Annotated in this window: 20 protein-coding genes; 10 read left to right on the top strand and 10 right to left on the bottom strand. The window is 71.9% G+C overall.

The features are described from left to right. Window positions 1–194: 194 nt before the first annotated feature. Window positions 195–1,784 (bottom strand): alpha/beta fold hydrolase, encoded by a 1,590-nt coding sequence (locus tag ACFFRH_RS36780; protein WP_386162136.1) that lies wholly within the window; start codon window positions 1,782–1,784, stop codon window positions 195–197. Between the two features lie 193 nt (window positions 1,785–1,977). On the opposite strand from ACFFRH_RS36780, the gene ACFFRH_RS36775 reads away from it, so the two are divergent. Together ACFFRH_RS36775 and ACFFRH_RS36770 are read left to right on the top strand one after the other, a co-directional pair. After that, window positions 1,978–3,276 carry a sensor histidine kinase gene (locus ACFFRH_RS36775; RefSeq protein WP_386162134.1) on the top strand — a complete coding sequence of 433 codons (1,299 nt, stop codon included), beginning with the start codon at window positions 1,978–1,980 and terminating at the stop codon, window positions 3,274–3,276. 11 nt (window positions 3,277–3,287) lie between these two features. Continuing rightward, a complete protein-coding gene (locus ACFFRH_RS36770; RefSeq protein ID WP_386162132.1) occupies window positions 3,288–3,932 on the top strand; it encodes a response regulator transcription factor in 645 nt (214 codons plus the stop codon). A gap of 12 nt (window positions 3,933–3,944) precedes the next feature. Here the strand turns inward: ACFFRH_RS36770 and ACFFRH_RS36765 are convergent, their stop codons facing one another. The 3 genes from ACFFRH_RS36765 to ACFFRH_RS36755 all read right to left on the bottom strand — a co-directional run bounded on the left by ACFFRH_RS36765 (window position 3,945) and on the right by ACFFRH_RS36755 (window position 6,117). Beyond that, window positions 3,945–4,517 (bottom strand): peroxiredoxin, encoded by a 573-nt coding sequence (locus tag ACFFRH_RS36765; protein ID WP_386162131.1) that lies wholly within the window; start codon window positions 4,515–4,517, stop codon window positions 3,945–3,947. 113 nt (window positions 4,518–4,630) lie between these two features. Further along, complete coding sequence (locus tag ACFFRH_RS36760; protein ID WP_386162129.1) at window positions 4,631–5,281, bottom strand: 4'-phosphopantetheinyl transferase family protein; 651 nt, start codon at window positions 5,279–5,281, stop codon at window positions 4,631–4,633. Then, window positions 5,278–6,117: a metallophosphoesterase family protein gene (locus tag ACFFRH_RS36755; protein ID WP_386162127.1), complete on the bottom strand. Its 840-nt coding sequence runs from the start codon at window positions 6,115–6,117 to the stop codon at window positions 5,278–5,280. The genes ACFFRH_RS36760 and ACFFRH_RS36755 overlap by 4 nt, the downstream gene beginning before the upstream one ends. 650 nt (window positions 6,118–6,767) lie before the next feature. Here ACFFRH_RS36755 and ACFFRH_RS36750 point away from each other — a divergent pair. From ACFFRH_RS36750 to ACFFRH_RS36740, 3 genes are all read left to right on the top strand, one after another. Further along, complete coding sequence (locus ACFFRH_RS36750; protein ID WP_386162125.1) at window positions 6,768–7,859, top strand: M4 family metallopeptidase; 1,092 nt, start codon at window positions 6,768–6,770, stop codon at window positions 7,857–7,859. 531 nt (window positions 7,860–8,390) lie between these two features. Continuing rightward, window positions 8,391–9,341, top strand: coding sequence for a carbohydrate ABC transporter permease (locus tag ACFFRH_RS36745; RefSeq protein WP_386162123.1), 951 nt, complete (start codon window positions 8,391–8,393; stop codon window positions 9,339–9,341). 11 nt (window positions 9,342–9,352) lie between these two features. Next, window positions 9,353–10,234 (top strand): carbohydrate ABC transporter permease, encoded by an 882-nt coding sequence (locus ACFFRH_RS36740; RefSeq protein WP_386162121.1) that lies wholly within the window; start codon window positions 9,353–9,355, stop codon window positions 10,232–10,234. 186 nt (window positions 10,235–10,420) lie between these two features. On the opposite strand, the gene ACFFRH_RS36735 is transcribed toward ACFFRH_RS36740, so the two are convergent. Together ACFFRH_RS36735 and ACFFRH_RS36730 are read right to left on the bottom strand one after the other, a co-directional pair. Then, entirely contained in the window at window positions 10,421–11,644 is a 1,224-nt protein-coding gene (locus ACFFRH_RS36735; protein WP_386162120.1) for a Gfo/Idh/MocA family protein, read from the bottom strand. Between the two features lie 106 nt (window positions 11,645–11,750). Then, entirely contained in the window at window positions 11,751–14,000 is a 2,250-nt protein-coding gene (locus ACFFRH_RS36730; protein WP_386162118.1) for a carbohydrate-binding protein, read from the bottom strand. Between the two features lie 142 nt (window positions 14,001–14,142). On the opposite strand from ACFFRH_RS36730, the gene ACFFRH_RS36725 reads away from it, so the two are divergent. The 5 genes from ACFFRH_RS36725 (at window position 14,143) to ACFFRH_RS36705 (ending at window position 20,920) form a co-directional block, all read left to right on the top strand. Then, window positions 14,143–15,513, top strand: coding sequence for an ABC transporter substrate-binding protein (locus ACFFRH_RS36725; protein WP_386162116.1), 1,371 nt, complete (start codon window positions 14,143–14,145; stop codon window positions 15,511–15,513). A gap of 75 nt (window positions 15,514–15,588) precedes the next feature. Beyond that, the gene (locus tag ACFFRH_RS36720; RefSeq protein WP_386162114.1) at window positions 15,589–17,082 is read left to right on the top strand and encodes a glycoside hydrolase family 36 protein; all 1,494 of its coding nucleotides are present in this window, start codon (window positions 15,589–15,591) and stop codon (window positions 17,080–17,082) included. Between the two features lie 70 nt (window positions 17,083–17,152). Next, window positions 17,153–18,310, top strand: coding sequence for an ROK family transcriptional regulator (locus ACFFRH_RS36715; RefSeq protein WP_386162112.1), 1,158 nt, complete (start codon window positions 17,153–17,155; stop codon window positions 18,308–18,310). Window positions 18,311–18,582: 272 nt separating this feature from the next. After that, window positions 18,583–18,903: a protealysin inhibitor emfourin gene (locus ACFFRH_RS36710; RefSeq protein WP_386162110.1), complete on the top strand. Its 321-nt coding sequence runs from the start codon at window positions 18,583–18,585 to the stop codon at window positions 18,901–18,903. 292 nt (window positions 18,904–19,195) lie between these two features. Then, window positions 19,196–20,920 (top strand): S8 family serine peptidase, encoded by a 1,725-nt coding sequence (locus ACFFRH_RS36705; RefSeq protein ID WP_386162109.1) that lies wholly within the window; start codon window positions 19,196–19,198, stop codon window positions 20,918–20,920. Window positions 20,921–20,968: 48 nt separating this feature from the next. On the opposite strand, the gene ACFFRH_RS36700 is transcribed toward ACFFRH_RS36705, so the two are convergent. Genes ACFFRH_RS36700 through ACFFRH_RS36685 form a run of 4 tightly spaced genes read right to left on the bottom strand, consistent with a single transcriptional unit; the run spans window position 20,969 to window position 26,689 of the window. Next, the gene (locus ACFFRH_RS36700; protein WP_386162107.1) at window positions 20,969–23,809 is read right to left on the bottom strand and encodes a family 78 glycoside hydrolase catalytic domain; all 2,841 of its coding nucleotides are present in this window, start codon (window positions 23,807–23,809) and stop codon (window positions 20,969–20,971) included. Then, entirely contained in the window at window positions 23,806–24,804 is a 999-nt protein-coding gene (locus ACFFRH_RS36695) for a serine hydrolase domain-containing protein (RefSeq protein ID WP_386162105.1), read from the bottom strand. Before ACFFRH_RS36695 ends, ACFFRH_RS36700 begins: the two co-directional genes overlap by 4 nt. After that, window positions 24,801–25,616, bottom strand: a complete 816-nt coding sequence (locus ACFFRH_RS36690) for a carbohydrate ABC transporter permease (RefSeq protein WP_386162103.1) — start codon at window positions 25,614–25,616, stop codon at window positions 24,801–24,803. The genes ACFFRH_RS36695 and ACFFRH_RS36690 overlap by 4 nt, the downstream gene beginning before the upstream one ends. Beyond that, entirely contained in the window at window positions 25,613–26,689 is a 1,077-nt protein-coding gene (locus tag ACFFRH_RS36685; protein WP_386162101.1) for a carbohydrate ABC transporter permease, read from the bottom strand. Before ACFFRH_RS36685 ends, ACFFRH_RS36690 begins: the two co-directional genes overlap by 4 nt. Window positions 26,690–26,692 lie beyond the last annotated feature (3 nt).

The following is a 26,692-nucleotide window of genomic DNA, read 5'->3' as shown; positions in this document are numbered from 1 at the left end:
GCCGGACCGGCGGGTTTTCCGGAACCGCTCATTCGGGGACGCGAGCCCCTCCGCCGTCGGGGGGCGAAGGGGGCACGCGGCAGGTCGGGGGATGGGGGCTCACTCCCCGGGGCAGGACGGGGGACAGGGCGAGGGGCAGGTCGGGGGACCGGGAGGTGTCACTCCTCGGGGCAGGCCGGGGGGACGGGGAGGTGTCACTCGCCGGGACGGCAGACGGTGCCCGGGGCCGGGAGCGTCAGGTCGACGAGGTAGCGGGTGGCGTGCCCGATCACGCACCGGCTGGCGGGTCCGTTGTTGCCCGGCATGTACAGGACGTGCCCGGGACCGTCGTACTGGACGGTGACCGAACCGGGCACCGTCCCGGCCAGGCTCGCGGTCATGGTGTGATCGGTCCAGGTTCCGGCTCCCAGGAACGGAGGCAGGCCGCGGACCGGCAGCGGCCGGGACGGGTTGGCGACGGGCCGCGGCCAGCCGGAGCAGGCCAGCATGTCGAACGGCGCGGCGCCCAGGTGGGGGGAGGCCTCCCGCATCCGGCGGGAGACGTCGCGGAACTGGGCGTACCCGGTGAAGCCGCGGTCGTCGGGGCAGGTCATCGCCCGCAGGGCCGGTGTCGCCCAGATCCGCGAGTTGCCGTTGACGAACTCCGCGAAACCGGAGGCGTCACCGTTCCTGAGCTTGTCCACCGACGTGGAGAAGGCCACCCACCAGGCGTTGTCCGGGCCCGGGTTCGCCTGGAAGCCGATCAGCTTCAGGTGCCACCCGGCCAGCTTTCCCTCGCCGAACTCGGGGGAGGAGATCGGGATCGGGGAGCGGTCCAGCTTCTCGACGAGGGCGCGCCAGACCGCGCCCACGTCCTCCCCGTGCAGCGCGCAGGCGCTGTCGGCCGCGCACCAGGCGACGAACCGCCCGAACGTCCGCTCGCCGACGGCGGCGTGGTCCAGGTGCACCTTGGCCCATCCGTTGACCTGGTCGACCGTCCCGTCGAGGTACATCGCCCGGATGCGCTCGGGGAACAGGCGCGCGTACGCGGCGACGGGCACCCCTCCGTAGGAGTTGGCCATGAAGCTCAGCCGCCGCTCGCCCAGGGCCACGCGGACCGCCTCCATGTCCCGTGCCACCGACAGGGAGTCGAGGTTGTCGAACAGGCCGCTGGAGTCGGCGTCCCGGCACTCGCGCGCCGCGGCCTTCACCTTCGCCACCTGGGCCCGGTACTCCTCGCGGTCGCGGGGTTCCAGCAGCTGCGTTCCCATCTCCCAGCACACCGCGGGCAGCCTCTCCCTGAGGCCGGTGTTGCGCGGGTTGTAGCCGACGAGGTCGAAACGGCGGCGCAGCTCGGTGAGGCCGGGCGCCGACCGCTTCAGATCCTCCACTCCCTCGTTTCCGGGTCCTCCCGGTATCTGCAGCACGCTCCCGATCCGGTTGGCCGGCTCGGTGGCGGGAAGCCGCGCCAGATCCAGGGTGAGCCTCCGCCCGCGCGGCTTCCTCCAGTCCACCGGCACCGTGACGGTGGCGCACCGGATCCCCTCCGGCAGGTTCTCACCCGCGCACGCCTTCCATTCCAGCCGCTTCGTCGGAGAGGCCGTTTCCGGCGACGCCGACGCCGACGCTGACAGCGATGGCGTCGGCGGTGGCGATGCGGGGGCCGGAGCCCGCGCCGACTCCGTCGCGGGTGAGGGCGCGGGTGAGAACGGGAGTGACGTCGCGGGTGAGGGCACTCCCGCAGGGACGAGCAGCGCCGACGCCGCCACCAGCCCGGTGAACAACGATCCGATCTTCCCGTACATCCGTGGCTCCTTCGTCTGGACGGCGGTTGGCGCGCCGTACGGTCGGCTCCCGCCGGTTCACGAACACCGGCTCCCCTCCACCGTCGCGAACCCGCCCGCCGGAGACCACGGGGACATCCGCCGGGAAACCTCGGGATATCCCCCACGGGCCCGCCGGATGTCGGGCCGGAGCGTGGTGCGGCACGCTGGAGGAATGAGCCGCCCTCCCTCCGGCCCTCCGGCCCCGGCCACGTCGCCCTCGCCCTCCTCAGGCTCGCTGCCGGGAACGGGATCGGGGCCGGGGCGGGTCTGGCGCGAGCTGGGCTACGCGCTGGCCGGGCTGCCGCTCGCCGTCATCGGTCTGCTCCTCGTCCTCGCCATGCTGCTGACCGCGTTGTGGTCGACGGCGATCGTCGGCCTCCCGATGCTGGCCGTCACGGTCCGGGGAGCCCGGTACCTGGGGGCGGTCGATCTCGGCCTGGCCCGCCTGCTGCTGGACGTCCGGACGCCCGCCCCCGCCCCCTTCCGGCCGGGACCCGGGCCGATCGGCTGGTTCGTGTCGGCGCTCGGCGACGGGGTGGGGTGGCGGGCGGCGGTCTACCTGCTGGTCAAGCCGCTGACCGCGCTGCTCGCCCTCGGAACCGCCGTCGGATTCTGGGGTGGCGGCCTGTTGCTGCTCTCCTACCCCGTCCGCTGGCCGGCGGGGTACGCCGGTGCCTGGGGCCCGCACGCCGACACCTGGCCGGGCGTCCTGCTGGTGGGCGTGGCCGGTCTGGCGCTGCTCGCGCCGGCCCCCCTGGCGCTGCGGGCCGCGCTGCTCCCCGAGCGGTTCCTCGTGCGCGCCCTGCTCGGCCGGACCAGGAACTCGGCCAGGATCGGCCACCTGGAGGAGACGAGGGCCCGGATGGCCGAGGAGGCGACGGCGACCCTGCGCCGGATCGAGCGCGACCTGCACGACGGGCCGCAGGCCCGCCTCGTGGCGCTGGCGATGAGCCTGGGCATGGCGAAGGACGAGCTCGCCGCCTCCCCGCGGGAGGACCGGCTCCGGCGGACGCGCGACCTCGTGGACGCCGCCCACCGCGAGGCCAAGGAGATCATCGCCGACCTGCGCCTGCTGATCCACGGCATCTACCCGCCCGTCCTGGACCAGGGGCTGGAGCCCGCGCTCGCCATGCTCGCCACGCGCTTCACCCTGCCCGTCGACCTCCGCGTCGACCTGCCCCGCCGCCCGTCCGCCGCCGTGGAGGCGATCGTCTACTTCTGCACCGCCGAGCTGCTCGCCAACGTGGTCAGGCACAGCGGCGCGCGGCGGGCGATCGTCGAGGTGGCGGGAGGCGGCGGCCTGCTGCGGCTGCACGTCGGCGACGACGGGACGGGCGGCGCCTCGATGGGCGCCGGGACGGGACTGCCGGGGCTGGCGGCCCGGGTGGGCGTCGTGGACGGGCGGCTGGAGATCGACAGTCCTCCCGGAGGGCCTACGGTGGTCACCGTGGAGGTGCCGCTCCCCACCTGAACGGAGGTCGCATGCGCGTCGTCGTCGCCGAGGACTCCGCGGTGCTCAGGGCCGGGCTGACCCTGCTGCTCACCACGCGGGGGCACGAGGTCGCCGCGGCCGTGGGGGACGGGACCGCGCTGCGCGCCGCGGTGGACGAGCACCGGCCGGACGTCGCCGTGGTGGACGTACGCATGCCGCCGACCCACACCGACGAGGGCCTGCGCGCCGCGATCGACATCCGCCGCGACCACCCCGGCATCGGTGTGCTGGTCTTCTCCCAGTACGTGGAGACGCGCTCGGCGACCCTGCTCCTCGCCGAGGACTCGCGAGGGGTGGGATACCTGCTGAAGGAGCGGGTCGCCGACGTCGGCGACTTCCTGACCGCGCTCTCCCGGATCGCCGCGGGCGAGACCGTGCTGGACCCGGAGGTCGTCACCCGGATGATGGCGACCGGCAGGCGCGCCGACACCCTCGACACCCTCACCCCCCGGGAGCGCGAGGTGCTCGTCATGATGGCCGACGGACGCTCCAACGGCGCGATCGCCGAGGCCTTGTTCCTGTCGTACGGGTCGGTGGAGAAGCACGTCACGCACATCTTCACCAAGCTCGGGCTGCCGCCGTCGCAGAGCGACCACCGGCGCGTGCTCGCCGTGCTGCGCTACCTGGAGTCCTGAGGGACCGCCGCCTCACCGGTGCTCGCGCAGCCAGGCCAGCACCCGCGCGGCGTGCCCGTCGGGCGGGAAGACCGGGTAGAAGCAGTGCTCGACCACCCCGTCGCGGATCACCAGGGTGAGGCGCCGCAGCAGCGTCATGCCCGCCACCTGTGTCGTGGGCAGGCCGAGAGCGCCGGTGAGCTCCAGAGACGCGTCGCTGAGCAGCGGGAACGGCAGGTGCAGCCGCTCGGCGGCCTCACGCTGGTAGGCGGTGTCCTGGGTGGAGAGGCCGGCGACGGTGGCGCCCGCCGCGCGCAGCTCCCCGGCGTGGTCACGGAAGGCGCACGCCTCGGGCGTGCACCCGCGCGCGCCGGGGATGAGGTCCCAGTCGGGAACCAGCGGCTCCTCTCCCGGGCGGCCGGTGCGCGGGTACGCGTACAGCACCAACCGCTCGGCGCCATCGGGAACCAGGTCCACGCGGAACGGCTCCCCGCTCGTCGAGGGGAGGGACAGCGCGGGAACGACGGCGCCCGTCAGGTGGGCGCAGGCACCGTCGTCCACTGGCACCGGCAGGTCGTCGGGCAGGACCATCGGATCGTGGGGCATGAACCCAGCCTAGGACGCGCCCGCGCCGGGAAGCCGAGTTCCCACGCCGGCCTGCCGATGCTCGCGGGGCCGCGCCTGCGGGGGCCGGGCGCGGTGCCCGGACGCGGGTCCGGTCAGGGCGAGGGTTTCCCGGGGATCGCGATGGCGGTCACGACCAGGCCGTCGGACACCAGCCAGCGCCCCGTGAAGCCGGTCAGCTCCCGGCCCTCCACCCGGGGGCCGGGGACGAGGAGACGGGCGGTGAACGTGCCGGAGGGGGAGAAGGTGAGGTGGGCCTCCTCGAAGCCGAGCCAGCGCCTGGCCAGCGGGAACCACGCCTTGTAGACGCTCTCCTTGGCGCTGAACAGCAGCCGTCCCCAGTGCACGCCGTTGTCGAGCCGCGCGATCTCGTCCCGCTCCTCGGGCAGCGAGACCGCGGGCAGGACGCCGTCGGGGAGCGGCTCGTGCGGCTCCGCGTCGATGCCGATGGTGAGCGCCTCAAGGGAGACGGCCGCCGCGCGGTATCCGGCGCAGTGGGTGATGGCGCCCACCACCCCGTCGGGCCACCCGGGGGCGCCGCGCTCTCCGGGCAGGATCGGCGCCGGGGGCAGCCCCAGGTCGGCCAGGGCCCGGCGGGCGCAGTGGCGCGCGGTGCTGAACTCGCGCCGCCGCTTCTCCACCGCGCGGGCGACGGCCGCCTCCTCCTCGGGGAACAGCACGACGTCCGGCGGGTCCTCGAAGCACTCCGCGCTCGCCACCCACGACGGCAGGATCTTCTCGATCATGCGACGGGCCGCGGGTCGGGCAGGACGCGCCGGAGCTGGCCGGGCGCGGTGGGCCTGGGACGCCACTCGCGGGGATAACCCAAGGAGACCTCCTCGAAGCGGACACCGTCATGCCAGGTGGTCCGGGGGATGTGCAGGTGGCCGTAGACGACCGTGGCGGCGTCGAAGCGCAGGTGCCAGTCGGCGGTGCGCTCGGTGCCGCACCAGATCGCGAACTCCGGGTGGTACAGGATCAGGGTGGGCTCGCGAACCAGAGGATAGTGGTTGACCAGCACCGTCGGAACCCCCGGCGGCCTGGCCTCCAGGCGCCGTTCGGTCTCGGCGATCCTGGCGTCGCACCAGGCGTCCCGGGTCGGGTACGGATCGGGGTGGAGCAGCATCTCGTCGGTGCAGACCACGCCCTTGTCGTACGCGAGGGCGAGCGCCTCCTCCTTCGTGTCCACGCCGGGCATGCGGAAGGTGTAGTCGTACAGCACGAACAGCGGGGCGACGGTGACCGGGCCGCCGGGGCCGGTCCAGGTGAGGTAGGGGTCCTCCGGCGTCGTCACCCCCAGGTTCCGGCACACCTCGATCAGGTGCCGGTAGCGCTCCTCGCCCCGCAACTGGACGGGGTCGCTGGGGTGGGTCCACAGCTCGTGGTTGCCGGGCGCCCACACCACCTTCTCGAACCGTTCGGCGAGCAGTCCCAGGGCCCATTCGACGTCGGAGACCTTCTCGGAGACGTCCCCCGCGACCAGCAGCCAGTCGGAGGCGGAGGTGGGCCGCAGCCCCTCGACGATGCTCCGGTTCTCCTGGTAGCCGATGTGCAGGTCGCTGATGGCGAGCAGTGACGTCATGCGCGGTCCGTTCCCCGCGAACCGCCGTCTCCCGGCGCGCGGCCCGTCCCCGGAGAAACGGTGACCGGCGCGGGCCTGGGGGCCGGAGTGCGCCCGGCGGTCGGTGTGCACCCGATGGCCGACGTGTGCCCGATGGCCGGTGTGCGCCTGATGGCCGACGCGGGCGGCAGGCCGCGCGCCGACGGTGTGGGAGCCCCCGCCCCCTCGTTCGTTTTCACGTTCCCAAACACCGCCGCCTCCGTCTCGCCCGCTTCCCGGGCGCGGTCACGAACTCGTGATCGCCGAGCAAAAGAACCCTCTCACGATCGCTCCCGGGGGCGCACCCCACCCCGCCGCGAAGACACCGGGTCCGGCGGTCCCCACGCGCCCGCGGAGACCGCGGCGGTTCTTGTCGAGTACGACGATTCTCCGATTTACGCAGGGTTATCACCGAATATGGCAATTTTCATATGGAGGCTGGAGATGGTGAGGTTTCTAACTGAATACGGCGATGTTCAGGCGGAGGCCGGAGACGGTGACGGTTCTCACCGAATGTGGCGACGTACAGGGCGGAGGCCGGAGACGGTGGCGAGTCTCATCGAGTCTCGTCGAGTGTTATCGAGTACGGAGATACTCATGCGCCCGCCGGAGACGACGGCGATTCTTGAAGCATGACGACATTTGACAGCATGCCCCAGTGCTGCATCGCACCCCCCGACCTGCTTCAGGCGGTCGCCGACCGGGGAACCCCCGAGGAGCGCGAGGCCGCGCTCAGGACCCTGGCCACCTCGGAGACCGCCAGGGCACAGCGCGCGTCGTTCGCCGGCGTGCTGCGCCAGCTCAGTCTCACCGTCACCGACGTGGCGCCCGCCCCCGGCATGGTGCGCACGGTCTACGACGTCGAGAACGGCGGAGACTTCGACCTTCCCGGGCGCAAGAAGCGCGGGGAGGGCGACGGGCCGTCCGGTGACGCGGCCGTCGACGAGGCCTACGACGGGGCGGGCGTCACCTACGACTTCTACCGGCGGGTCTTCGGGCGGGACAGCATCGACGGGCGGGGACTGGAGATCGTCTCCTCGGTCCACTACGGGACCGACTACGACAACGCCGCCTGGATCGGCTTCCAGATGATCTACGGCGACGGCAGCGGGCAGATCTTCACCAAGGGCTCCCTCACCAAAGCCGTCGACATCGTGGCGCACGAGCTGACCCACGGCATCACCCAGTTCACCGCGCACCTGGTCTACAGCAAGCAGCCGGGAGCCCTCAACGAGTCGTTCTCCGACGTCCTCGGGTCGCTCGCCAAGCAGTACAGCCGGGGGCAGACCGCCGACCAGGCCGACTGGCTCATCGGCGAGGGCATCCTGGGCAGCGCCCTGCAGGGGACGGCCCTGCGGTCGATGAAGGCGCCGGGAACCGCCTGGTCGACCCCTTCCGGGGGACGCGACCGGCAGCCGGGACACATGCGCGACTACGTGGACCTGCCCGACGACGGCAACCCCGCGAACGACCACGGAGGCGTCCACATCAACTCGGGCATCCCCAACCACGCCTTCTACCTCGCCGCCACCGCCATCGGCGGCAACGCCTGGGAGCGCGCCGGTCGCGTCTGGTACGTCACGCTCACCGAGCGGCTCCGGCCACGCTCCAACTTCCGTCAGGCCGCGGAGGCGACCGTGGAGGTGGCCGGGGAACTGTTCGGCGCGGACGGGGACGAGCAGCGGAAGGTGCGCGCCGCCTGGCAGCAGGTCGGGGTCCTCTAGGTCGCGTCCCGCGCCGGCGCGTCACGTCGGTCCGGACGTCGGGCATGACGCCGCACGGGAGGAGAGAGACGGGAAGGGGAGACAGAGGGGGAGACAGAGGGGGAGACAGAGGGGGAGGGAGTCGCCGGGCCCGGAGCCGGCCCGGCGATGACAGTGGGCTGACGGGGCCGGCAGGGCCGACAGGGCCGACAGGAACAGGGCCGACAGACCGGCAAGGGGCTGACGGGGGTCTGTGGCGCTCGCCGGGGGCGGGCGCCGAGGGGTGGGCGGTTCTCGCCGGAGTCCGGTGGAGCGGCGCGGGCGGGTCGTCGCGCGCCCCGGCGAGCACGGCCGAGTGGTTCCGTGCGGTCTCCTCCCGCGCGCCCTCTTCCCGATCCTCCGGGTCCTCCCGATCCTCGCGCGGTCCGCTTCGCGGCCGGATCCCGTAAATATGATTAGCTCTTGACAAATTTTCGCTATCCTACATCATTATTATCCGATAGGCGGGTCGCTGGGACGCCGACGAACGAGCTACCGGGTAGGAGCGCGCGCATGAACGCGGTTGGGACACGGCTCGATGCCGGGGCGGCGCGACACTCCGAACCGGCAGGTCATGGGGGTGTCCGGCGGGGGCGGCGCGACGACCGGCGGGTCGGGTGGCTGTTCCTGCTGCCGGTGATCGTGGGTTTCCTGGTCTTCTACGCCTATCCGACGGTCCAGGGGGTCTGGTACTCGCTCACGGACTACAGCCTGCTCAACGACCCGGCATATGTGGGCGCCGACAACTACCGGCACCTGATCGAGGACGAGCAGTTCTGGAACGCGCTGAAGGTCACCGCCTACTACGTGGTGGTGAACATCGTCTCGCAGACAGTGATCGCGCTGGGGCTGGCGGCGTTGATGCACCGCCTCACCCGGTCGGTCGTGCTGCGTGCGGCGCTGCTGGTCCCCTGGCTGGTGCCGAACGTGACGATCGGGCTGTTGTGGGCGTGGCTCCTGGATCCGGACCTGGGATTCGTCAACCACCTCCTCGGGCTGACCGGTCTGGACACGACCCTGTCGTTCAACTCCCCGACCTGGGCGATGCCCCTGGTGGCCCTGGTCAACAGCTGGGCCTACACCGGGTACACCGCGTTGCTGTTCTACGCCGGGATGCTGCAGATACCGCAGCACCTGTACGAGAGCGCGTCGATCGACGGCGCGGGCGAGACGCGGATGTTCCGGTCGATCACCCTGCCGCTCCTGCGTCCGATCCTCGCGCTGGTGCTGGTGGTGTCGCTCATCGGCTCGTTCCAGATCTTCGACACCGTCGCGGTCGTGTACGGCGGGAAGGCGCCCATCCCGGAGACCCGCGTCATCTACTACTACATCTACCAGCAGGCGTTCACCTACTTCCACATGGGCTACGCCGCGGCCGTGGCGATGGTCCTCGTGGTCGTCCTCGGCCTGTTGACGGCCGTGCAGATGCGGATGCTGCGCTCGTCGCGCTCGGACCTGGGCTAAGGAGCCATTCGATGTTTCCCGGAATGAGGATCGGCAGAGGTACGGCCTGGATCGCCCTCGTCGTGGCGCTCGTGCTCACCGTCTTCCCGTTTTACTGGATGGTCCGCACGGCGCTCACCCCCGCGGCCGACCTCTACCGCGACTCGACCGCGCTGTGGCCGGACCGGCCCACATTGATCAACTTCCAGCGCGTGCTGGGACTGGTCGACTCCGAACAGGCGCGAGCCGCGGGCGGGTCGGGCGCGCGGATCGACTTCCTGCGGTACACGGTGAACTCGCTGGTCTACAGCGGCCTGATCGCGGTCGTGCAGACCTTCTGCTGCGCGATGGCGGGCTACGCCTTCGCGCGGCTGCGGTTCCCGGGCCGGGACCTGGCCTTCGGGATCATCGTCGCCGCGCTGATGGTGCCGCCGATCTTCACGCTGCTGCCGAACTTCGTCCTGGTCAAGGAACTGGGAATCCTGAACACTATTCCGGGGCTGGTGCTCCCCAGCCTGCTGATGACGCCCTTCGCGGTGTTCTTCCTGCGCCAGTTCTTCCTGTCGATTCCCCGGGACGTGGAGGAGGCCGCGACGCTGGAGGGCATCGGCCGATGGGGGATGTTCTGGAGGATCGTCCTCCCGATGAGCCGTGGCCCGCTGATCACCATCAGCCTGACCACCATCGTCTGGAGCTGGAAGGACTATCTGTGGCCGTTGCTGGTGGGCAAGGGTGAGGCCACCCGGGTCCTCACCGTCGGGCTGGGCGTGTTCCTCCAGCAGTCCCCGAACCGGGCACCGGACTGGACCGGCCTGATGGCCGGATCGGTCCTGTCCATCGTCCCGGTACTCCTCCTCCTGATCTTCCTGGGCAAGCGGCTGGTGCAGTCCCTGAACTTCTCCGGCATGAAGTGACGGCGCCGGACGCGATCGTCTCCTGGATGAGACCGGTGGGTCCGCCGTCTCCCGGGTGAGACCGGTAGGTCCGTCGCCTCCTGGATGAGAGACCCGTGCGTCCGTCGCCCGAGCCGAGCCCGCCGGTGCGGCGATACCCGCACCGGCGGTGGCCGCACCGGGGTGGCCACCGCCCGTGGTCGGGGCTCATCTGACCGGTGTCGTCCGCTCGGCGGTCGCCGTGGCGGGGGTCTGGTGCCGGGCGAAGTAGTCCAGCAGCCCGGCGTCCAGGGGCGGGACGGTGTGGGGGACACCGCCCTCGCGCAGCGAGAGGGTGGCGAGGTAGCCGGCGGCCACGCTCATCCGTGCCGCCACCGGAGAGGTGTCGGTCGGGCCGCCGTGGCGGGCGAACCGGAGGAACTCCTCCATGATGGCCTCGTCGGCCCCTCCGTGGCCGCCCTGGCTCGGGGGGACGGTGTAGGAGATGTCGCAGTCGTCCCGGTAGGCGGAGGGGCCGCGGTTCCAGACCTTGACGACGGCGCCGGTCTCGTCCCCGAAGTTCTCCAGGCGGCCGTGGGTGCCGATGACCGTGTAGTTGCGCCAGTAGTCGGGGCTGAAGTGGCACTGCTGGTAGGCGGCGATGACGCCGTTGTCCAGGCGCATGTTCATGACCGACACGTCCTCGACGTCGATGTGGTGGTACAGGCCGGTCGAGGCCGTCGGCGGCCAGGGCCAGTCGGTGAGCCAGCCGTCGGCCGGCGGCGTGCCCTCCGGGCGGCGCGGCAGCCCGCCGTAGAGCATGAGGTCACCGAGGGCGTTGACACGCTGGGTGTAGCCGCCGGCGAGCCAGTGGATCACGTCGATGTCGTGGGCGGCCTTCTGGATGAGCAGACCGGTGGTACGCCGCCGGTCGGCGTGCCAGTCCTTGAAGTAGTAGTCGCCGCCCCGGCCGACGAAGTGCCGTACCCAGACGGTCTTGGGGACCCCGATGTCGCCGCGGCCGATGATGTCGCGCATCAGCCGGATCACCCCCATGTGCCGCATGTTGTGCCCGAGGTAGAGGCGTGTCCCGGTCCTGGCCGCCACCCGCAGTATCTCGTCGCAGTCCTCGATGGTGATGGCGAGGGGTTTCTCCAGGTACACGGTCTTGCCCGCGACGAGGGCGTCACAGGCGATCGCGGCGTGGGTGTCGTCCGGCGTGGCGATGAGGACGGCGTCCACATCGGTCCGGTCAAGCAGGCGGCGATGGTCGGCGACGGCGGCGGCGCCTTCCACGCCGAACCGGCGCGCGCTGAGCGCCAGCGTCGCGGGGTCGGTGTCGCACAGGGCGGTGATGCGGGATCCCCGGCCGGGCCGGTGGGCGGCCGCGGCGAGAATGCCGCGCTGCCCGGCGCCGATGACGCCCAGGCGGAGGTCGTTCAGGTCGGTCATGGTGTCCTCGGGAGAAAGCGGGGACCCCGGACCGTTGCCGGTCCGGGGTCGTCTTACCGGGAAGAGGGCGTTCCGACGGGGTCGTTCTACGGGAGTCCGGCCGGGCTCAGCCCGATGTGACGCCGATCTTGTCGATGTCGGGGGCCCAGCCGCCCGGGTTGGCGATGGTGACGGTGTTGGTGCCGGCGGCGAGGGTGACGGTGAGGGTGCGGGTGGCGACGGTGTTCCAGTCGGCGGTGGCCGGGAAGTCGACGGTGGTCGCGGTTCCGTTGTTGACCTTGATCGTGGCGGTACGGGCCGTCGCGGACAGGTAGGACACGGTCAGCGTATGTGTCCCGGCGGTGCTCGCGGCGACGTTGTTGAAGGTGAGTGTGGCGCCGTTGCCGATGTAGCCGACCTTGGAGCCGCCCGAGCAGGTCGCGCACGCGGCGGTCGCGGCTCCGCCGGTCAGGGTGTTGGCCGGGTTCTCGGCCTCCACCGTGCCGGACGGCGGGGTGGACGTGGACTTCGTGGTGACGGTGAGGGGCGACGAGGCGGCCGAGGAGTTGCCCGCGGCGTCGGAGGCCCTCACGGTGTAGGTGTAGGAGGTGGCGGGGGTCAGGCCGGTGTCGGTGTAGGTGGTGGTGCCGGTCGTGCCCACCGGCGAGCCGTTGCGCAGCACCTGGTAGGCGGTGACCCCGACGTTGTCGGTCGAGGCGTTCCAGCTCAGGGTGGCCGAGGTGGTGGTGGAGGAGGGCGAGGTCAGCCCGGTCGGCACGCTGGGCGCGCTCTGGTCACCGCCGGTCCCGACCGTCATGGTGCCCAGGCCGAGCCACCCGTCGGCGTTCTGGGTGGCGTTGGCGAACCGCAGCTTCTTCGCGTTGGCGCTGACGGACTCCAGCGGGTTCCTCACCCGCATGACGAGCTGGTAGCCGCCGTTGGCGACCCCGGACAGGTTGACGCTGGTCGCGAAGTACTGGGGGTATCCGTAGTCGCGGTAGGTGGGGTCGGAGCCCACCCCCCAGTCGGGGAAGGCCCTGATCCTGCGGGGCATCACGGTGCGCAGGTCCCAGGAGGTGTCCCAGGTCTTGACGACGCTTCCGGAGCTGTTCTTCAGTCCCAGCGTCACCGTCCACGGGTAGTAGAACGGGGCCACACCGCTGTTGCCGATCTCGACGCCGACCTTCGCGGTGCCGGTCGCGGAGTTCGGGTAGAAGGCCCTGGTGACCCCGAGGTTGTATCCCATGAGCCGTACCGCGGCCGCGACCTTGGGGTCGGTCGGGCTGTAGCCGGAGCTCTGCTCGTTGATCTTCCAGGTGGCGTGCTCCAGCTCGATGCAGGCCCGCATGTCGTCCACCTGGCCCGACCCGCCGGGCCAGAAGGAGAAGGCCTGGGACTGGATCTCGGGCCGGACCTCACCTCCCATCGACTCGGTGATCCACCTGTTCTCCACCCCCTGGTCGAGCGCCCGCTGGAGCTGGGCGTAACCGGCGCCGCCGAGAGACTGGGGCAGGGTCACCCCGGCGAGCGGGCTTCCCTCGCGGTAGCAGAACGAGTCGTCGTGGTAGCCGATGCGGAGGTTCTTGGCCCCGGCCCCTCCGGCGCCCGGATACCGGACCTCGAGCTTGGTCGTGTCGAAGGCGTTGTCGTACGCCTGCAGGATCTCCGTACCGTGGGCGTCGGTCGGCATGTAGTCGGGGTAGGCGTCGCCGCTGGTGTCGGTGTCGTACGGCCAGGTGTGCCATTCGCCCCACAGGCCGACGAGGCCGGTGTGGATGAAGCCGACGCGCGGGTCGCCGTCGTAGCGGGCGCCGAAGGCGGCGATGAAGTTCTTCAGGGCGGTGAGCAGGTAGGCGTTGTCGTAGTCGGGGCTGGTGGTGCCCCAGTAGGTGTTGGCGCGGTAGTCGACGTGGCCGTCGAAGCAGCGCGGGATGGCGTTGGCGGGGTGGCTGCCGGAGCCGCCGGGATACTCCATGTAGAAGCGCAGCGCGACCTGGTTGCCGTAGCTCGCGCTCTCGTCGAGGGCGCTGTCGACCAGCGACCAGTCGTAGGAGCCGCAGTTGGAGGCGTTGGTCATGACCTCGGAGAGCCCGAAGTAGGTCCAGGTGAGCGAGTGGGGGTATCCCAGGTTCTGGTTGCCGCCGGGGGAGTAGAAGCGGGCGAACCCCTTCAGCGGGTTGTCCACCGGGCCGTCGGCCGCGGTGAGTGTGTGGACGGGCAGGGACGGGTCGGGAGTGGTGGGCACCGCGGGTCTGGGGGGTGGACCTTGCGGGGCCGCCGCTGCCGCGGGCGTCGCGGTCGGCAGCGCCACCACCAGCGCGGCCAGGGTGGCGAGGACCGCCATCCGGGCCGCTCGGGAGATCGGCGAACAGGTCATCGAAGCCTCCGTGGGACGTTCGTCAAGGCCCTTTATGAGCTGCCCTTGACAAATTTTCGATGAGCCACATCATTATTCGAGAGGGCCGACATGGCAAGAGGGAACTTTCCGGCCCTCGGTCCCCCCAGGAAGAGGCACCTCGATGATCAACAGGAAGCGGGTCGGCGCGGCGCTGCTGTGCGGCCTCTTGGCAGGCACGGCGCTCACCGCGTGCAGCGGCTCCGAGAGCGGCGATTCGGAGAACGGTTCGGCGAACAGCCCGGTCACGCTCGACTACTGGCTGTGGGACGACAACCAGCAGGCCTCGTACCAGGCCTGCGCCGACGCCTTCCACGCCGCGAACCCCACCATCACGGTCAAGATCACCCAGACGGCGTGGGCGCAGTACTGGCAGAACCTGACCACCCAGCTGGCCGCCGGCGACGCCCCCGACGTGTGGACCAACCAGGTCTCCTACTACCCGCAGTTCGTGTCCAGCCGGCAGCTCCTCGACATCCAGCCCTACGTCGACGCCGACAAGGTCGACCTGGGCCAGTACCAGGACGGCCTGGCGGACCTGTGGGTCAAGGAGGGCAAGCGGTACGGGCTGCCCAAGGACTGGGACACCGAGGCGATCGTCTACAACAGCGAGATGCTCGACAAGGCCGGTGTCAAGGCCGACGAGCTGGCCGACCTCACCTGGAACCCCGCCGACGGCGGCGGCTTCGAGCGGGTCATCGCCAAGCTCACCGTCGACGACAAGGGTCGCGACGGCCTGGACCCGGCCTTCGACAAGGACAACGTCAAGGTCTACGGGTACCAGCCGGAGTGGAACGACGGCTCCCAGGGCCAGAACGGATGGGGCGAGCTCGCCGCCGCCAACGGTTTCACCTACCTGGACAAGAACCCGTGGGGCACCCGGTACAAGTACGACGACCCCAAGCTGATCGAGACGATCGGCTGGTACAAGGCGCTGACCGACAAGGGGTACGCGCCCGCGTTCGACAAGCAGTCGACGCTCGGCATCGACGCGGTGATGAACTCGGGCAGGGCCGCGCTGACGATCGCGGGCTCCTGGACCATCAACACCTACCTGGGCGCCGACGCCAAGCAGAAGTTCGCGCTCGCGCCGCTGCCCGTCGGCCCGTCCGGAGTGCGCAAGAGCGCCATCAACGGCCTGTCGGACGCGATCTGGGCGGGCACCGAGCACAAGGACGCCGCCTGGAAGTGGGTGAAGTACCTCGGGTCGGCCGCCTGCCAGGACGTGGTCGGCGGTAACGCCGCGGTGTTCCCCGCGATCAAGACCTCGACCGAGAAGGCGCTCGCCGCCCACAAGGCCAAGGGCCGTGACGTGCAGGTCTACGTCGACTGCACCAAGACCCCCGGCGGCACCTTCCTGCTGCCGATCACCGAGCACGGCACCGAGATCAGCCAGATCGTGCAGGACGCCCTGCAGTCGGTCATCCTCGGCCAGTCCGACCCCGCCGAGGCGCTGAAGAAGGCCAACCAGCAGGTCAACGCCCTGTTCGGCTGACCGTTCCATTCCCTGCCCCGTCCGGCGGGACCCGCACCGGGATCCCGCCGGACGGCCACCGCTTGAAGGAGAGCCATGCCCCTGCTCGTCGACCTGGCCGGCCGCGAGTTCGCGGTCGAACTGACCGGTTCCGAGCCCCCCGAGCCCGTGCCCGGCGGTCTGATCCTGCCGCCGGGCCGGGTCGCGGTTCTGCACGGCCTCGCCGACGCCCTGTTCTACCGGCACGGCCAGAACTCCTGGAGCCCGTGCGGATGGCGGCGCCTCAGCGAGGCCCCGCTGCGCATCGCCAACCCCCAGCGGCGCCTCACCGCCGACGACACCGTCTGGGACGACCCGGCCCGCCACCACTCCTCGGCCGTGGCCGCGCTGCAGGGCCCCGACGGCCGGGTGCTGCTGCTGGGCTCGCTCGGGCTCGGCACCCCCCGCCTCTCCGCCGACCACGACACCCTCGCCGGCTGGTGCGAGGACGACGGCGCGCCCTGGTTCATCGCCTACGGCCCCGAGCGGGAGGTCTTCGCCCGCTACACCGAGCAGTTGGCCGAGCGGCTGGGCAGCAGCGACCGGCGCGCGGGCAACGTGTGGTGCACGTGGTACGCCTACTACGAGGGCATCACCGAACAGCTGCTGAACAAGGACGTCGCCGCGCTGGCCGGCCTGCCGTTCGACGTCGTCCAGGTCGACGACGGCTGGCAGCGGGCCGTCGGGGACTGGGGGCCCAACGAGAAGTTCCCCTCCGGCATGCGAGCCCTGGCCGAGCGGATCACCGCGTCCGGGATGAGCGCGGGCCTGTGGCTCGCGCCGTTCATCGTGCTGCCCACCTCGGCGACCGCGCGCGAACACCCCGAGTTCCTGCTGCGCGACGCGGAAGGGGAGCCGGTCGTCGCCGGTCACAACTGGGGCACCGGCTACTGGGCCCTCGACCTCACCCACCCCGGCGTCCAGGCGTACCTCACCGAGCTGATCCACCGGGTGGTCCACGAATGGGGGTTCACCTATCTCAAGATCGACTTTATCAACGCCGGCGCCGTCCCCGGCGTCCGCCACTCCGGGGCGGCCCGCGAGCGGGCCTACCGGGACGCGCTCGCCCTGATCCGCCGGGTCGCCGGCCCGGAGGTCTACCTGCTCGGCAGCGGCGGCCTGCTGCTGCCCTCCCTCGGGCTGGTCGACGGGATGCGCAGCGGCCCCGACGTCGCCCCGCTGTGGACCAACTACGCCAGCGACGACCCCTCGGACGCGATGGCCTTCAACGCCGTCGTGAACACCCTGCACCGGCTGTGGCAGTCACCGCTCGCCCAGGTCGACCCCGACATCGTGTACTTCCGCAGCCGCCTCAACCTGCTCACCGACACCCAGATGGGCTGGCTGCACGACCTCGCCGCGATCTGCGGCTTCAAGGCCGTCTCCGACCCGCCGTCCTGGCTCAACCCCGACGAGCTCGAACGCATGATCGCCTATCTCGGACGGCAGCCCGAGATCACCCAGGAGGACAGGTACCGTTTCACCGTCGACGGCCGCCCGGTCGACTTCACCGCCGCGCTGAACCAGGGACAGCGGTATCCGATCTCGTGACGTGCCGCTAGAATTTCGCTTTGATGAAGCATAATTGGGGGACGTCTGTGGCACAGAACTGGGGGTAGTGGTGACCGACGCGGCCGGGGTCGACGTCAGCAGGCTCCGAGAGCTCAACTCGCTCAGCATCGTCCGGGCGATGCGGGGCCAGCCACCCGCGACCGTCACCGAACTCGCCACCCGCACCGGCCTGTCCCGGCCGGGAACCGACGTCGTGGTCCGCGGGCTGGTCACCGACGGATGGGTGAAGGTCGTCGAACCCGACGGCAGCAGCGTCGGCCGCCCGGCCCGCCGCTACCGCTTCAACGCCGACGCCGGGCACGTGCTCGGCGTCGACGTCGGCGGCCACAAGATACTCGTCCTGCTCGCCGACCTCGAGGGAAAGGTCCTGCGCAGCCACCGGCTGCCGGTCGAACCCGACGCCGACCCGGCCGCGCGGCTCGAGGCCGTCGACACCGCCATCACCCAGTGCCTGGCCGCCGCCGGGATGCGGCCGGACCAGATCTGGGCGGTGACGGTCGGGGTGACCGGCCCCGTCGACGCCACCGGCAGGACCACCCTGTTCACCCCGCTGCCGGGCTGGGCGAGCGTCTCACCGGCCGAGCACCTCGCGGCCCGGTTCACCTGCCCGATCCTGGTCGAGAACGACTGCAAGCTCGCCGCCGTCGCCGAACGCTGGCAGGGCGCCGCCCAGGACGCCGACGACATCGTCTACCTGCTGGCGGGCATGCGCACCGGCGCCGGTCTCATCCTCGACGGCACCCTGCGGCGCGGCTACGGCGGAGCGGCGGGCGAGATCGGCGCGCTCAAGGCGGTCCGCTGGCTCTCGGCCCCCTCCCACATCGAGAACTGCCCCGCGGTTCCCGTCGACGTCCATCCCAACGACAAGGCCGCCTGGGTCTTCAACCACGCCCGCGAAGGCGACCGCGACGCCAGGACCGCGCTCCGCCGCTACGTCAAGGACCTCGCCGTCGGCGCCGCGGCCCTCGTCCTCACCCTCGACCCGCAGGTCGTCATCCTCGGCGGCGGCTACTCCCGCTCCGCGGACCTCATCATCGAACCGCTCGCGCAGGAGCTGCGCCGCCTGTGCCTGCGCGTCCCCGAGATCAGGGCGTCCAACCTCGGCGCGGACAGCGTCGCCCTCGGCGCCCTGCGCGTCGCCCTCGACCAGATCGACGCGCGGCTGTTCACCGACGGGATGCCCGCGCCCCTCACCCCTCGCCCGTGAGCGCCCGGCCCGGCCGTGAGCGCCCGGCCCGGCCGTGAGTGCCCGGCCCGCCCGTGAGCGCCCGGCCGGCCGTCCCGGCCGTCGCGGATCCGGCGGTGACGCGGCCCCCTGGACGAACGCGTCGCGGGCCCGCCGACCCGCCGCCGCCGGTCGCGGAGGGCGTGACGGGCGAGCGCGACCGGGGTCGAGTACGGGTCCGGGTATGGGCGCGGACGTGAACGGTCGCGGCACGCCACCGGCCGGGCCGCGCGGGCCGGTCTAGGATCGTCCCCATGAAGGTCTCGATCGTCAGGGGAGGCGGCATCGCCGGCCTCGTCACGGTCACCACGGTCGACTCCGCGTCGCTGACGCCGGAGGCCGCCGCCGAGCTGCGCGCCAGGGTGGAGCGGGCCGGGCTGTCCGGCACGCCGGAGCGGCCGGGGCCCCCGGAGGGGCGGCCCGACCGCTTCGACTACGAGCTGACCGTCCAGGACGGCGGCCGGGTGCTCACGACGCGCGCCCGCGAGGGCGACCTCCCCGGCCCGCTCCGCGCCCTCATCTCGTACGTGACCTCGCTGCCGGAGCGGCAGGAGCGGGTCGGCCCGCCCGGCTGAGCTCCTTCCCACCCTTTCCGCCCCTTCTCAATCCTTTTGTTCTGCTGCCCGCCTGTTTAAAAGCGGGGTTGACCGTGCGAAACTCCACGCCGCCTCGACTTTGGCGCGAGAATTTCCAGGCAACGGTTCCCCGCTGACATGATTCGCCGATGTGTGCAGGTCACAGGAGTGGTGGGATTTCCCGGCACCTGTCGGCCCTATTACGCCTCGGCGGCGAATGTGGACACGGCTGATTGGTTGGTGCGCGTGAAATCACATTTGCGGGGAGCTCTTCGGATACACGGAGGTATATGTGAAACGCGTCATCATCGCCGCCGCTGTCACCGTCCTCACGGCAGCCGTGCCGGTGCCCTCGGCACAGGCCCGGCGGACGATCGCCGAACCGGGTGCGGAAACCGAGTACGTCGTCCTCTACACGGAAGGCGCGCGTCCCGCGGACGCCCAGCGGGCCATCAGGGCGGCGGGCGGGAGCATCCTCAAGGAGAACGCCGCGGTCGGCGTCGCCACCGTCAAGACGACGAACGCCCGCTTCGCCGAGGCGGTGCGCGACGCCGCCCCGATCGACGACATCGCCCACAACCGGTCCATCGGCGGCGTGCCCACCGTCAGGCGAGGGGCCGCCGGCCGTGCGACCGTGCAGTCGAGGGCGGTGGAGAAGGCCGGTGACGGGGCGCCCGCCGCCTCCACCTTCGGCAGGCCCGCGCCCGCCGCGGAGCCGCTGTCGGAACTCCAGTGGGACATGAAGCAGATCCACGCGACCGTGGACGGCTCCTACCGCCACCAGCAGGGCGACCCGGGGGTGCTGGTCGGTGTCATCGACACCGGTGTCGACGGCTCCCACCCCGACATCGCCCCCAACTTCAACCGTGAGCTGAGCCGCAACTTCACCGTCGACATCCCCGTCGACGCCGACGGCAAGGCGGTCGACGGCCCGTGCGAGGCCGAGCCCGACCGCTCCTGCGAGGACCCGGCGGACGTCGACGAGAACGAGCACGGCACGCACGTGGCGTCGTCGATCGGCTCGCCCCTCAACGGGCTCGGCATGGCGGGCGTGGCGCCCAGGGTCTCGATCGTGAACCTGCGGGCCGGCCAGGACTCCGGCTTCTTCTTCCTGCAGCCCAGCGTCGACGCGCTGACCTACGCCGGTGACATCGGCATCGACGTGGTCAACATGAGTTACTACATCGACCCGTGGCTGTTCAACTGCGCCGGCAACCCGGCCGACTCCCCGGCCGACCGGCAGGAGCAGGCCACGGTCGTCAAGGCCATGCAGCGGGCGCTCACCTACGCGTACAACAGGGGGGTGACCCTGGTGTCCGCGGCGGGCAACAGCGCCTTCGACTACACCAAGGAGCTCCTCGACGTCTCCAGCCCCGACTTCGCCGGCGTGCCCGGCGAGAAGCCCTACCCGCGCACGATACCCACGAGCTGCGTCTCCATGCCGAGCGAGGGCGAGCACGTGATCTCGGTCTCCTCGACCGGCGTCAGCGGCCGCAAGGCGTACTACTCCGACTACGGCGACGGTTACGTGGACGTCGCCGCCCCGGGCGGCGACGTCTACGACACCGCCGGTGGCGACCGCGACGTCACCAGGGCGACGCTGGCGGCCTACCCCAGGTCCGTGGCCGAGGCGCGCGGCCAGCTCGACCCCGACGGCACCCCCAACGTCACCAACGTGGTCCGCAGCTGCAAGGGCACCGTCTGCGGCTACTACGTGTATCTCCAGGGCACCTCGATGGCCTCCCCGCGCGCCGCCGGGGTCGCCGCGCTGATCGTCGGCAGGTACGGCCGGCGTGACCCGGTGCACGGGGGCAAGAGGCTGCACCCGGCCGTCGTGGAGATGGTCCTCAAGGGCGCCGCGACCAGGACGGCCTGCCCCACCCCGCCCGCCCACACCTACACCAGGCACCTGCCGGACGGCACCACGGCGACCTCGACGCACACCTGCGAGCGGAGCGCCCCGCACAACGGTTTCTACGGCTACGGGATCGTCGACGCCCTCAGGGCGGTCCGCTGACCCGGACCGGGAACCCGGCCCCCTCCCCGTACGGGGAGGGGGCCGGTGTCACAGGTCGTCCCACGCCTGGAGCAGCGGTTCGGCGGCGGCGGCCGGGGCCGTGATGGACCAGCGGCCGGACGGCAGGTCCATCGAGCACGAACCGTCGGCGAGGCGCCGGGTGGGCAGCTCCCCGGCCAGCCCCATCAGAAAGGTGCCGTTGACGGTCATGCCGTCCCAGGTGCCGTTGACGGGCAGCACCGCGCGGGCGGTCACGCCGGGCGGCACGGAGAAGACGAACCGCAGGCCGTCGGGCCCGGCGTGCCACCCCGACTCGACGGTGCCCGCGGGGCTGTCGTACCTGGCGTGCGCCTCCCGCAGCAGCGGGACGGGCCCCGGGCGCAGCAGCGGCTCGGTGAACCCGCCGTTCACCCCGCGGGGGTCGTCGCCGATCCCGGCGACGTGGCGGAAGAGCCAGTCGCCGACGCAGCCGTAGGCGTAGTGGTTGAAGGAGTTCATCGTCGGGGTGTGCATCCCCTGCCGGTGGTGCCAGGCGTCCCACCGCTCCCACATGCTGGTCGCGCCCGCCCGGAGCTGGTAGCGCCAGGACGGGTGTCCCTCCTGGTTGAAGATCCGGCAGGCGACGTCGTGGTGGCCCGTCTCCGAGAGCGCCGGCAGGAGCAGCGGCGTGCCGACGAAGCCGGTCATGAGCCGGTGGCCGTCCGCCCCGACCAGCTCCGCGAGCGCCTCCGCCGTCCCGGCGCGGTTCTCCGGGGGTACGAGGTCCCAGGCCAGGGCGAGGGCGTAGCCGGTCTGGGTCTCGGTGCGCAGCCGGTGACCCGACAGGAAGGCCCGCTGGAAGGCGCCGGAGACGACGGTCGAGGCCTCCCCGTACTCCCGGGCGTGCGGCTCGCCGAGCACGCCGGCGACGTCGGCGATCAGGCGCAGGCTGCGCGCGAGGGCGGCGGTGGCGATCAGGCTCTTCGGCGTCTCCACGCTCCCGGGCGCCAGCCAGTCGCCCAGCGCTCGCCCGGGACGGAGCCCGTCGTCGCACTGCGCCAGGCAGTAGTCGGCCCAGCGCCGCATCGGCCCGTACGCCCGGCGCAGGGTCCGGTCGTCGCCGTAGCGCCGCCACAGCAGCCAGGGCACCTCCACGATCGCGTCGGACCAGACCGGCGAGTCGAACCCGTACTCGGGCAGCACCGGTGCCACGTGCGGGACGGCCCCGTCCGCACGCTGGCCGTCGATCAGCGTCGTCACCCAGCCGGACAGGAAGGCCTGGGTGTGGCGCAGGAAGCTCAGCGTCGAGGCGAACACCGAGATGTCGGCCGTCCAGCCCGTCCGCTCGTCGCGCTGCGGGCAGTCCGTGGGCACGCTGAGGAGGTTGCCCTCGGCAGAGGCGACGATGTTGGAGACCAGCTGCCTGACCGCCGGGTCGGAGGCGGTCAGGGTGCCGGTGACGGGCAGCGCCGAGGACAACAGCACCGCCTCGGCGTCGCCCGCGGACATGCCGCCGGGCCAGCCGGTGACCTCCGCGTAGCGGAACCCGTGGAAGGTGAACGCGGGCTCGGCCACGTGACGGCCCGCCGGCAGGACGAACTCGTCGCGCTGCTCGGCGGTGCGCAGGTTGGCGTCGTAGAGGCGGCCGGTCGCGGCCAGCTCCTCACCGTGGCGCACCACAAGGCGGACCGGTTCCGGCGCGTCCACCCGCAGCCTGAGCCGCCCCACCACGTTGCGGCCGAAGTCGAGCACCTGGACGCCGGGGACCGGCTCGGTGACCGACACCGCCGCCAGGGTGGCGATCTCCCGCACGGGCGGGGCGGGGTCGGCCTCCACCAGCAGGCCCGGCGGCTCCACCACGGCCACGGCCCGGTCCGCGCAGGAGGGTGCGCCCTGACCGGCCCGGACAATCCCGTCCGGGCCGGTCAGGGGCCCGAGCCGGTCCGTTCCACCCGCGCCGGAGGGGGGTTCGTGCCGGTTTGTCTCGCCCGCGCCGGGCGGGGGCGTGAGGTGGACGGTCTCGCCCATCACCAGGTCGGCACGGGGTCTGCCCAGGTCGGCGGCCGTCCAGCCGGGGCCGGTGGCCGCGAGCGGGTGCAGGCCGTCCTGGTCGCGCAGGAGCAGCCGCGCGCTGGCGGCGGGACGGTCGCCGTACCGGCGCGGCCCGCCCGCCGCGACATGCCCGGCGTACCAGCCGGGGGCGAGCCAGAACTCCAGCAGGTTCTCTCCCTCGCGCAGCAGCGCGGTGACGTCGGCCAGCCGGTAGCGGACCCGGTGGCCGTAGTCGGTCCAGCCGGGGGCGAACTCCTCGTCGCCGAGCCGCTCGCCGTTCAGCAGCACCCGGTAGACACCGAGCGCGGTGGTCGCGAGCCAGGCTCGCCCCGGCCGGGGCCGCCAGCCGAACGTCCCCCTCAGCCGGACGGCGCCCTCGCCGTCCCTCCCGCTCCCGCCGTCGTCCTCGTCCGTCCCGTACGCGCGCCCGCAGCCCTCGTCCTCGCCGGGTTCGCGCGAGCGCCGGTCGGGGTCGTGGCCGCCGTCCCCGATCCAGGGGGCGTCCCAGGCGCCGGCCGCGCGCAGGCCCGTCACGAAGGTGCCGCCGAGGTGCCCGGCGACCGACCAGGTGTACGAGGTGAGCGGCTCCAGCACGTCCTCGGGCACGTCGGCCCAGCTCGTCCCCGCGGGCAGGTCGCGCGCCCACACCTCGCGCCCGCCGGTGGACACCGACAGCCGCTCGGAGCGGACCGGCCTCGCCGACCACGACAGGCGCGGGGAGGGGTCGTCGACGCCGACCGGGTCGGCGAGCCCGCAGGTGTGGCAGGTGACCGCCCCGGCGGGAGGGGAGGAGCCGCGCGGCAGCTGCCCGCCGGGGACGAGCCGTATCGCGCCGGGGGTCCCCGAGGTGCGGATCATGCGCCGAGCCCGGTGGTGAAGGCGTTGTGCAGCCCGTCGATGTCGACCCCGCGAAGGCTGGGTGCCATCACGTTGATGAGCAACACGAAACAGGCATCGTGGTCGGGATACATCCACCACTGGCACCCCGAGGCGCCGCCGTGCCCGTAGAGCCGCCGCTCCAGCAGGCCGGGCGCGGCGTTGCGCAGGTTCCAGGTCAGCCCCCAGTCCTGGCCCGCGTTGACCGGGTCGGGTTGCAGCTTGACCAGGCCCGTGGTCTGCGGTTCCGTCATGGCGGCCAGCGTGATCGGGTGCACCACGCGCCGGTCGCCGCGCAGCAGGGAGGTACCCAGGGCGAGCAGGTCCTCCGCCCGGGAGAACAGCCCCCCGGCCGGATGCCGGAGCCGGACGAACCTGTCGTAGTCGACGCCGAGCAGCTCGACGGCCTCGACCTCGGCCGGGTCGCAGGCGGGGTCGAAGGTGATCCGGCCGCCGCCGGGCACCAGCGCGTTCAGGTCGGTGTCGATCACGTCGGCCAGGTCCCGGCCGGTGACGTCTCTGATCATCTCCGAGACGCCGGCGAAGCCGATGTTGCAGTACTGGCTGAGCGTGCCCGCCTCGAACAGCGCGGGGGCGGCGATCAGGTGCTCCACCAGGTCGTCCGGGGTGAGCGTCCGCTCGGCGATGCCGCTGGTGTGGGTGAGCAGGTGCCAGAGCGTGACCTCGTCCTGGCGCAGCCCGCCGAAGCCGGGCACCGCGTCCCGCAGCGGGCGGCGCAGCGACAGCAGGCCCCGTTCCACCTGGCGCATCGCCAGCAGCCCGACCAGCGGCTTGGTCACCGAGAACAGCGCGAAGTGGTCGTCCACCCGGGTCGCGCGCCCGTCGTGCTCGCCGAAGGACTCCAGCAGCACCGTGCCCTCGGAGGTGGCCGCCCCGAGCACCGCGCAGGGGAGTCTCCCCTCGCGGACCATGCGCCTCACCCAGTCGACGGCGAGCGCGAACGGTTGGTCGGTCATCCCTTGAGTGCTCCTTCTGTGAGGCCGGCGAGGACGTGCTTCTGCGCGATCACGTACACCGCCACCAGGGGCAGCGTCGTCAGCAGGACGTGGGCGAAGACGAGGTTCCACTGCAGGGTCTGCAGCGTGCCGGAGGCGAACTGGAAGAGGGTGAGGGGCAGGGTCGCGTTGTCCTGGCCCTTGAGGAGGAAGAGCCCGAAGAAGAAGTCGTTCCAGACGTTGATGACCAGGATGACGCTCCCCACGAACAGCACCGGGCGCAGCAGCGGCAGCAGGATGCGCGCGAAGATCTGCGGGCGGGACGCCCCGTCGATGGAGGCGGCGTCCTCCAGGTCGGGCGGGAAGGCCCTGACGAACCCGGTGGCCAGGAAGACCACGATGCCCAGCCGGGTGCCGATCAGGACCAGCGCGTAACCGGACGGCGTGCCGTCCAGGCCGAGCCCGCGCAGCACGTGGACGGTCGGGATGATCGACGGCGGGATGAGGATCGACAGGCTGAGGACGAAGTAGCTCGCCTGCAGCCACCGCGAGCCGCTCCGGCCGTAGGCCCAGGCCGCCGCCGCGCCGACCAGCAGTACGGCGAGCACGACCGGCACCGCGATCTTGAGGCTGTTGGCGAGCCCGGCCAGGTAGTCGCCGGTGTCGATGACGGTCGTGTAGTTCTCGACGATCGCCCACTCCCGGGGCAGGCCGAGGCCCAGCTCGGCCGCCTCTCCGGCGGGTTTGAAGGAGTTCACCACGACCAGCCAGAACGGCACGATCACCCAGGGGATCGCGAACAACGACAGGAGCGTGTACTTGACGATTCTCATCCCGTCACCTCCCGGCGGCGCAGCCACCAGACGAGGGGGACCGCCGTCGCGATCACGAGCAGCGTCACCGTGAAACCGAGCGCGCTGGCGGAGCCGAAGAAGCCCTGGCCCCACTGCTGGCGCATGACGACGTTCAGTGCCCTGGTGTGGTCGCCGGGCCCGCCGCCGGTGGTGGCCGCGATCACGTCGTAGGCGCTGAGCGCGCCGACCAGGGTGACCGCGACGTTGAAGGTGACGGCCGGGGCCAGCAGCGGGAACCTCACCCGCGCGAAGCGGGTCCAGGGGCCCGCGCCGTCGACCGTGGCCGACTCCAGGAGCTCCCTGGGCACCGAGTTCAGGCCCGCGATGTAGACGAGGGTGATGAGCCCGCTCCACTTCCAGGCGTCCACGAACGCGACCGTGACCAGCGCGGTCGCCGGCTCGCCCAGCCAGGCCCAGTCGATGCCGAGAAAGGAGTCGACCGGACCCGCCGGGTCGAGGATGCCGCGCCAGATGTAGCCCGCGGCCAGCGGCGAGACGAGCGTCGGCAGGAAGAACAGCGACCTGAACACGGTGTTGACCCGGTCCGTCCGCTGCAGGGCGAGCGCGAGACTCAGGCTGACGGTGTTCTGGATGGCCATGCACAGGATCGCGTAGAGCACGGTCACCGTGACGGCGTTCGTCAGCAGGCCCTGCTCGACGAGCGTGCGGAAGTTGTCCAGGCCGTTCCAGGTGATCTCCGAGCGGAACCCGGTCCAGGAGGAGAAGGCGAAACGGGCGTTGAGCGCGAACGGCAGGACGAAGAAGACCGCCACCAGCAGCACGGCGGGCAGCGCCCAGGGCAGCCAGCGCCGCCCGGAGCGGTCCCCGGTCCCGGCAGGCCCGCCTCTGTTCCCGCGCTCGCCTCCCTCCCCGTCCCCTTCGAGGCCCTCGCCCTCGCCCCTGCTCACGGGGAGCGGAAGCGGGAGCGGGGTGGGGGACGGGGGGCCGGGAGCGGCGTCGGTGTCCGGATCCGTGGCGGTGGCGGTGACGGTGACGGTGGGACGAGGATCGGGGCCGGGTTCGGGTTCGGAGGGATGTCCGCGCGGGGGCACCGA

Source organism: Streptosporangium vulgare (assembly GCF_042428775.1).
GTDB classification, from domain to species: domain Bacteria; phylum Actinomycetota; class Actinomycetes; order Streptosporangiales; family Streptosporangiaceae; genus Streptosporangium; species Streptosporangium vulgare.
Note: the sequence above shows the minus strand (reverse complement) of the source record. Positions and strands in the feature narration are given on the sequence as shown.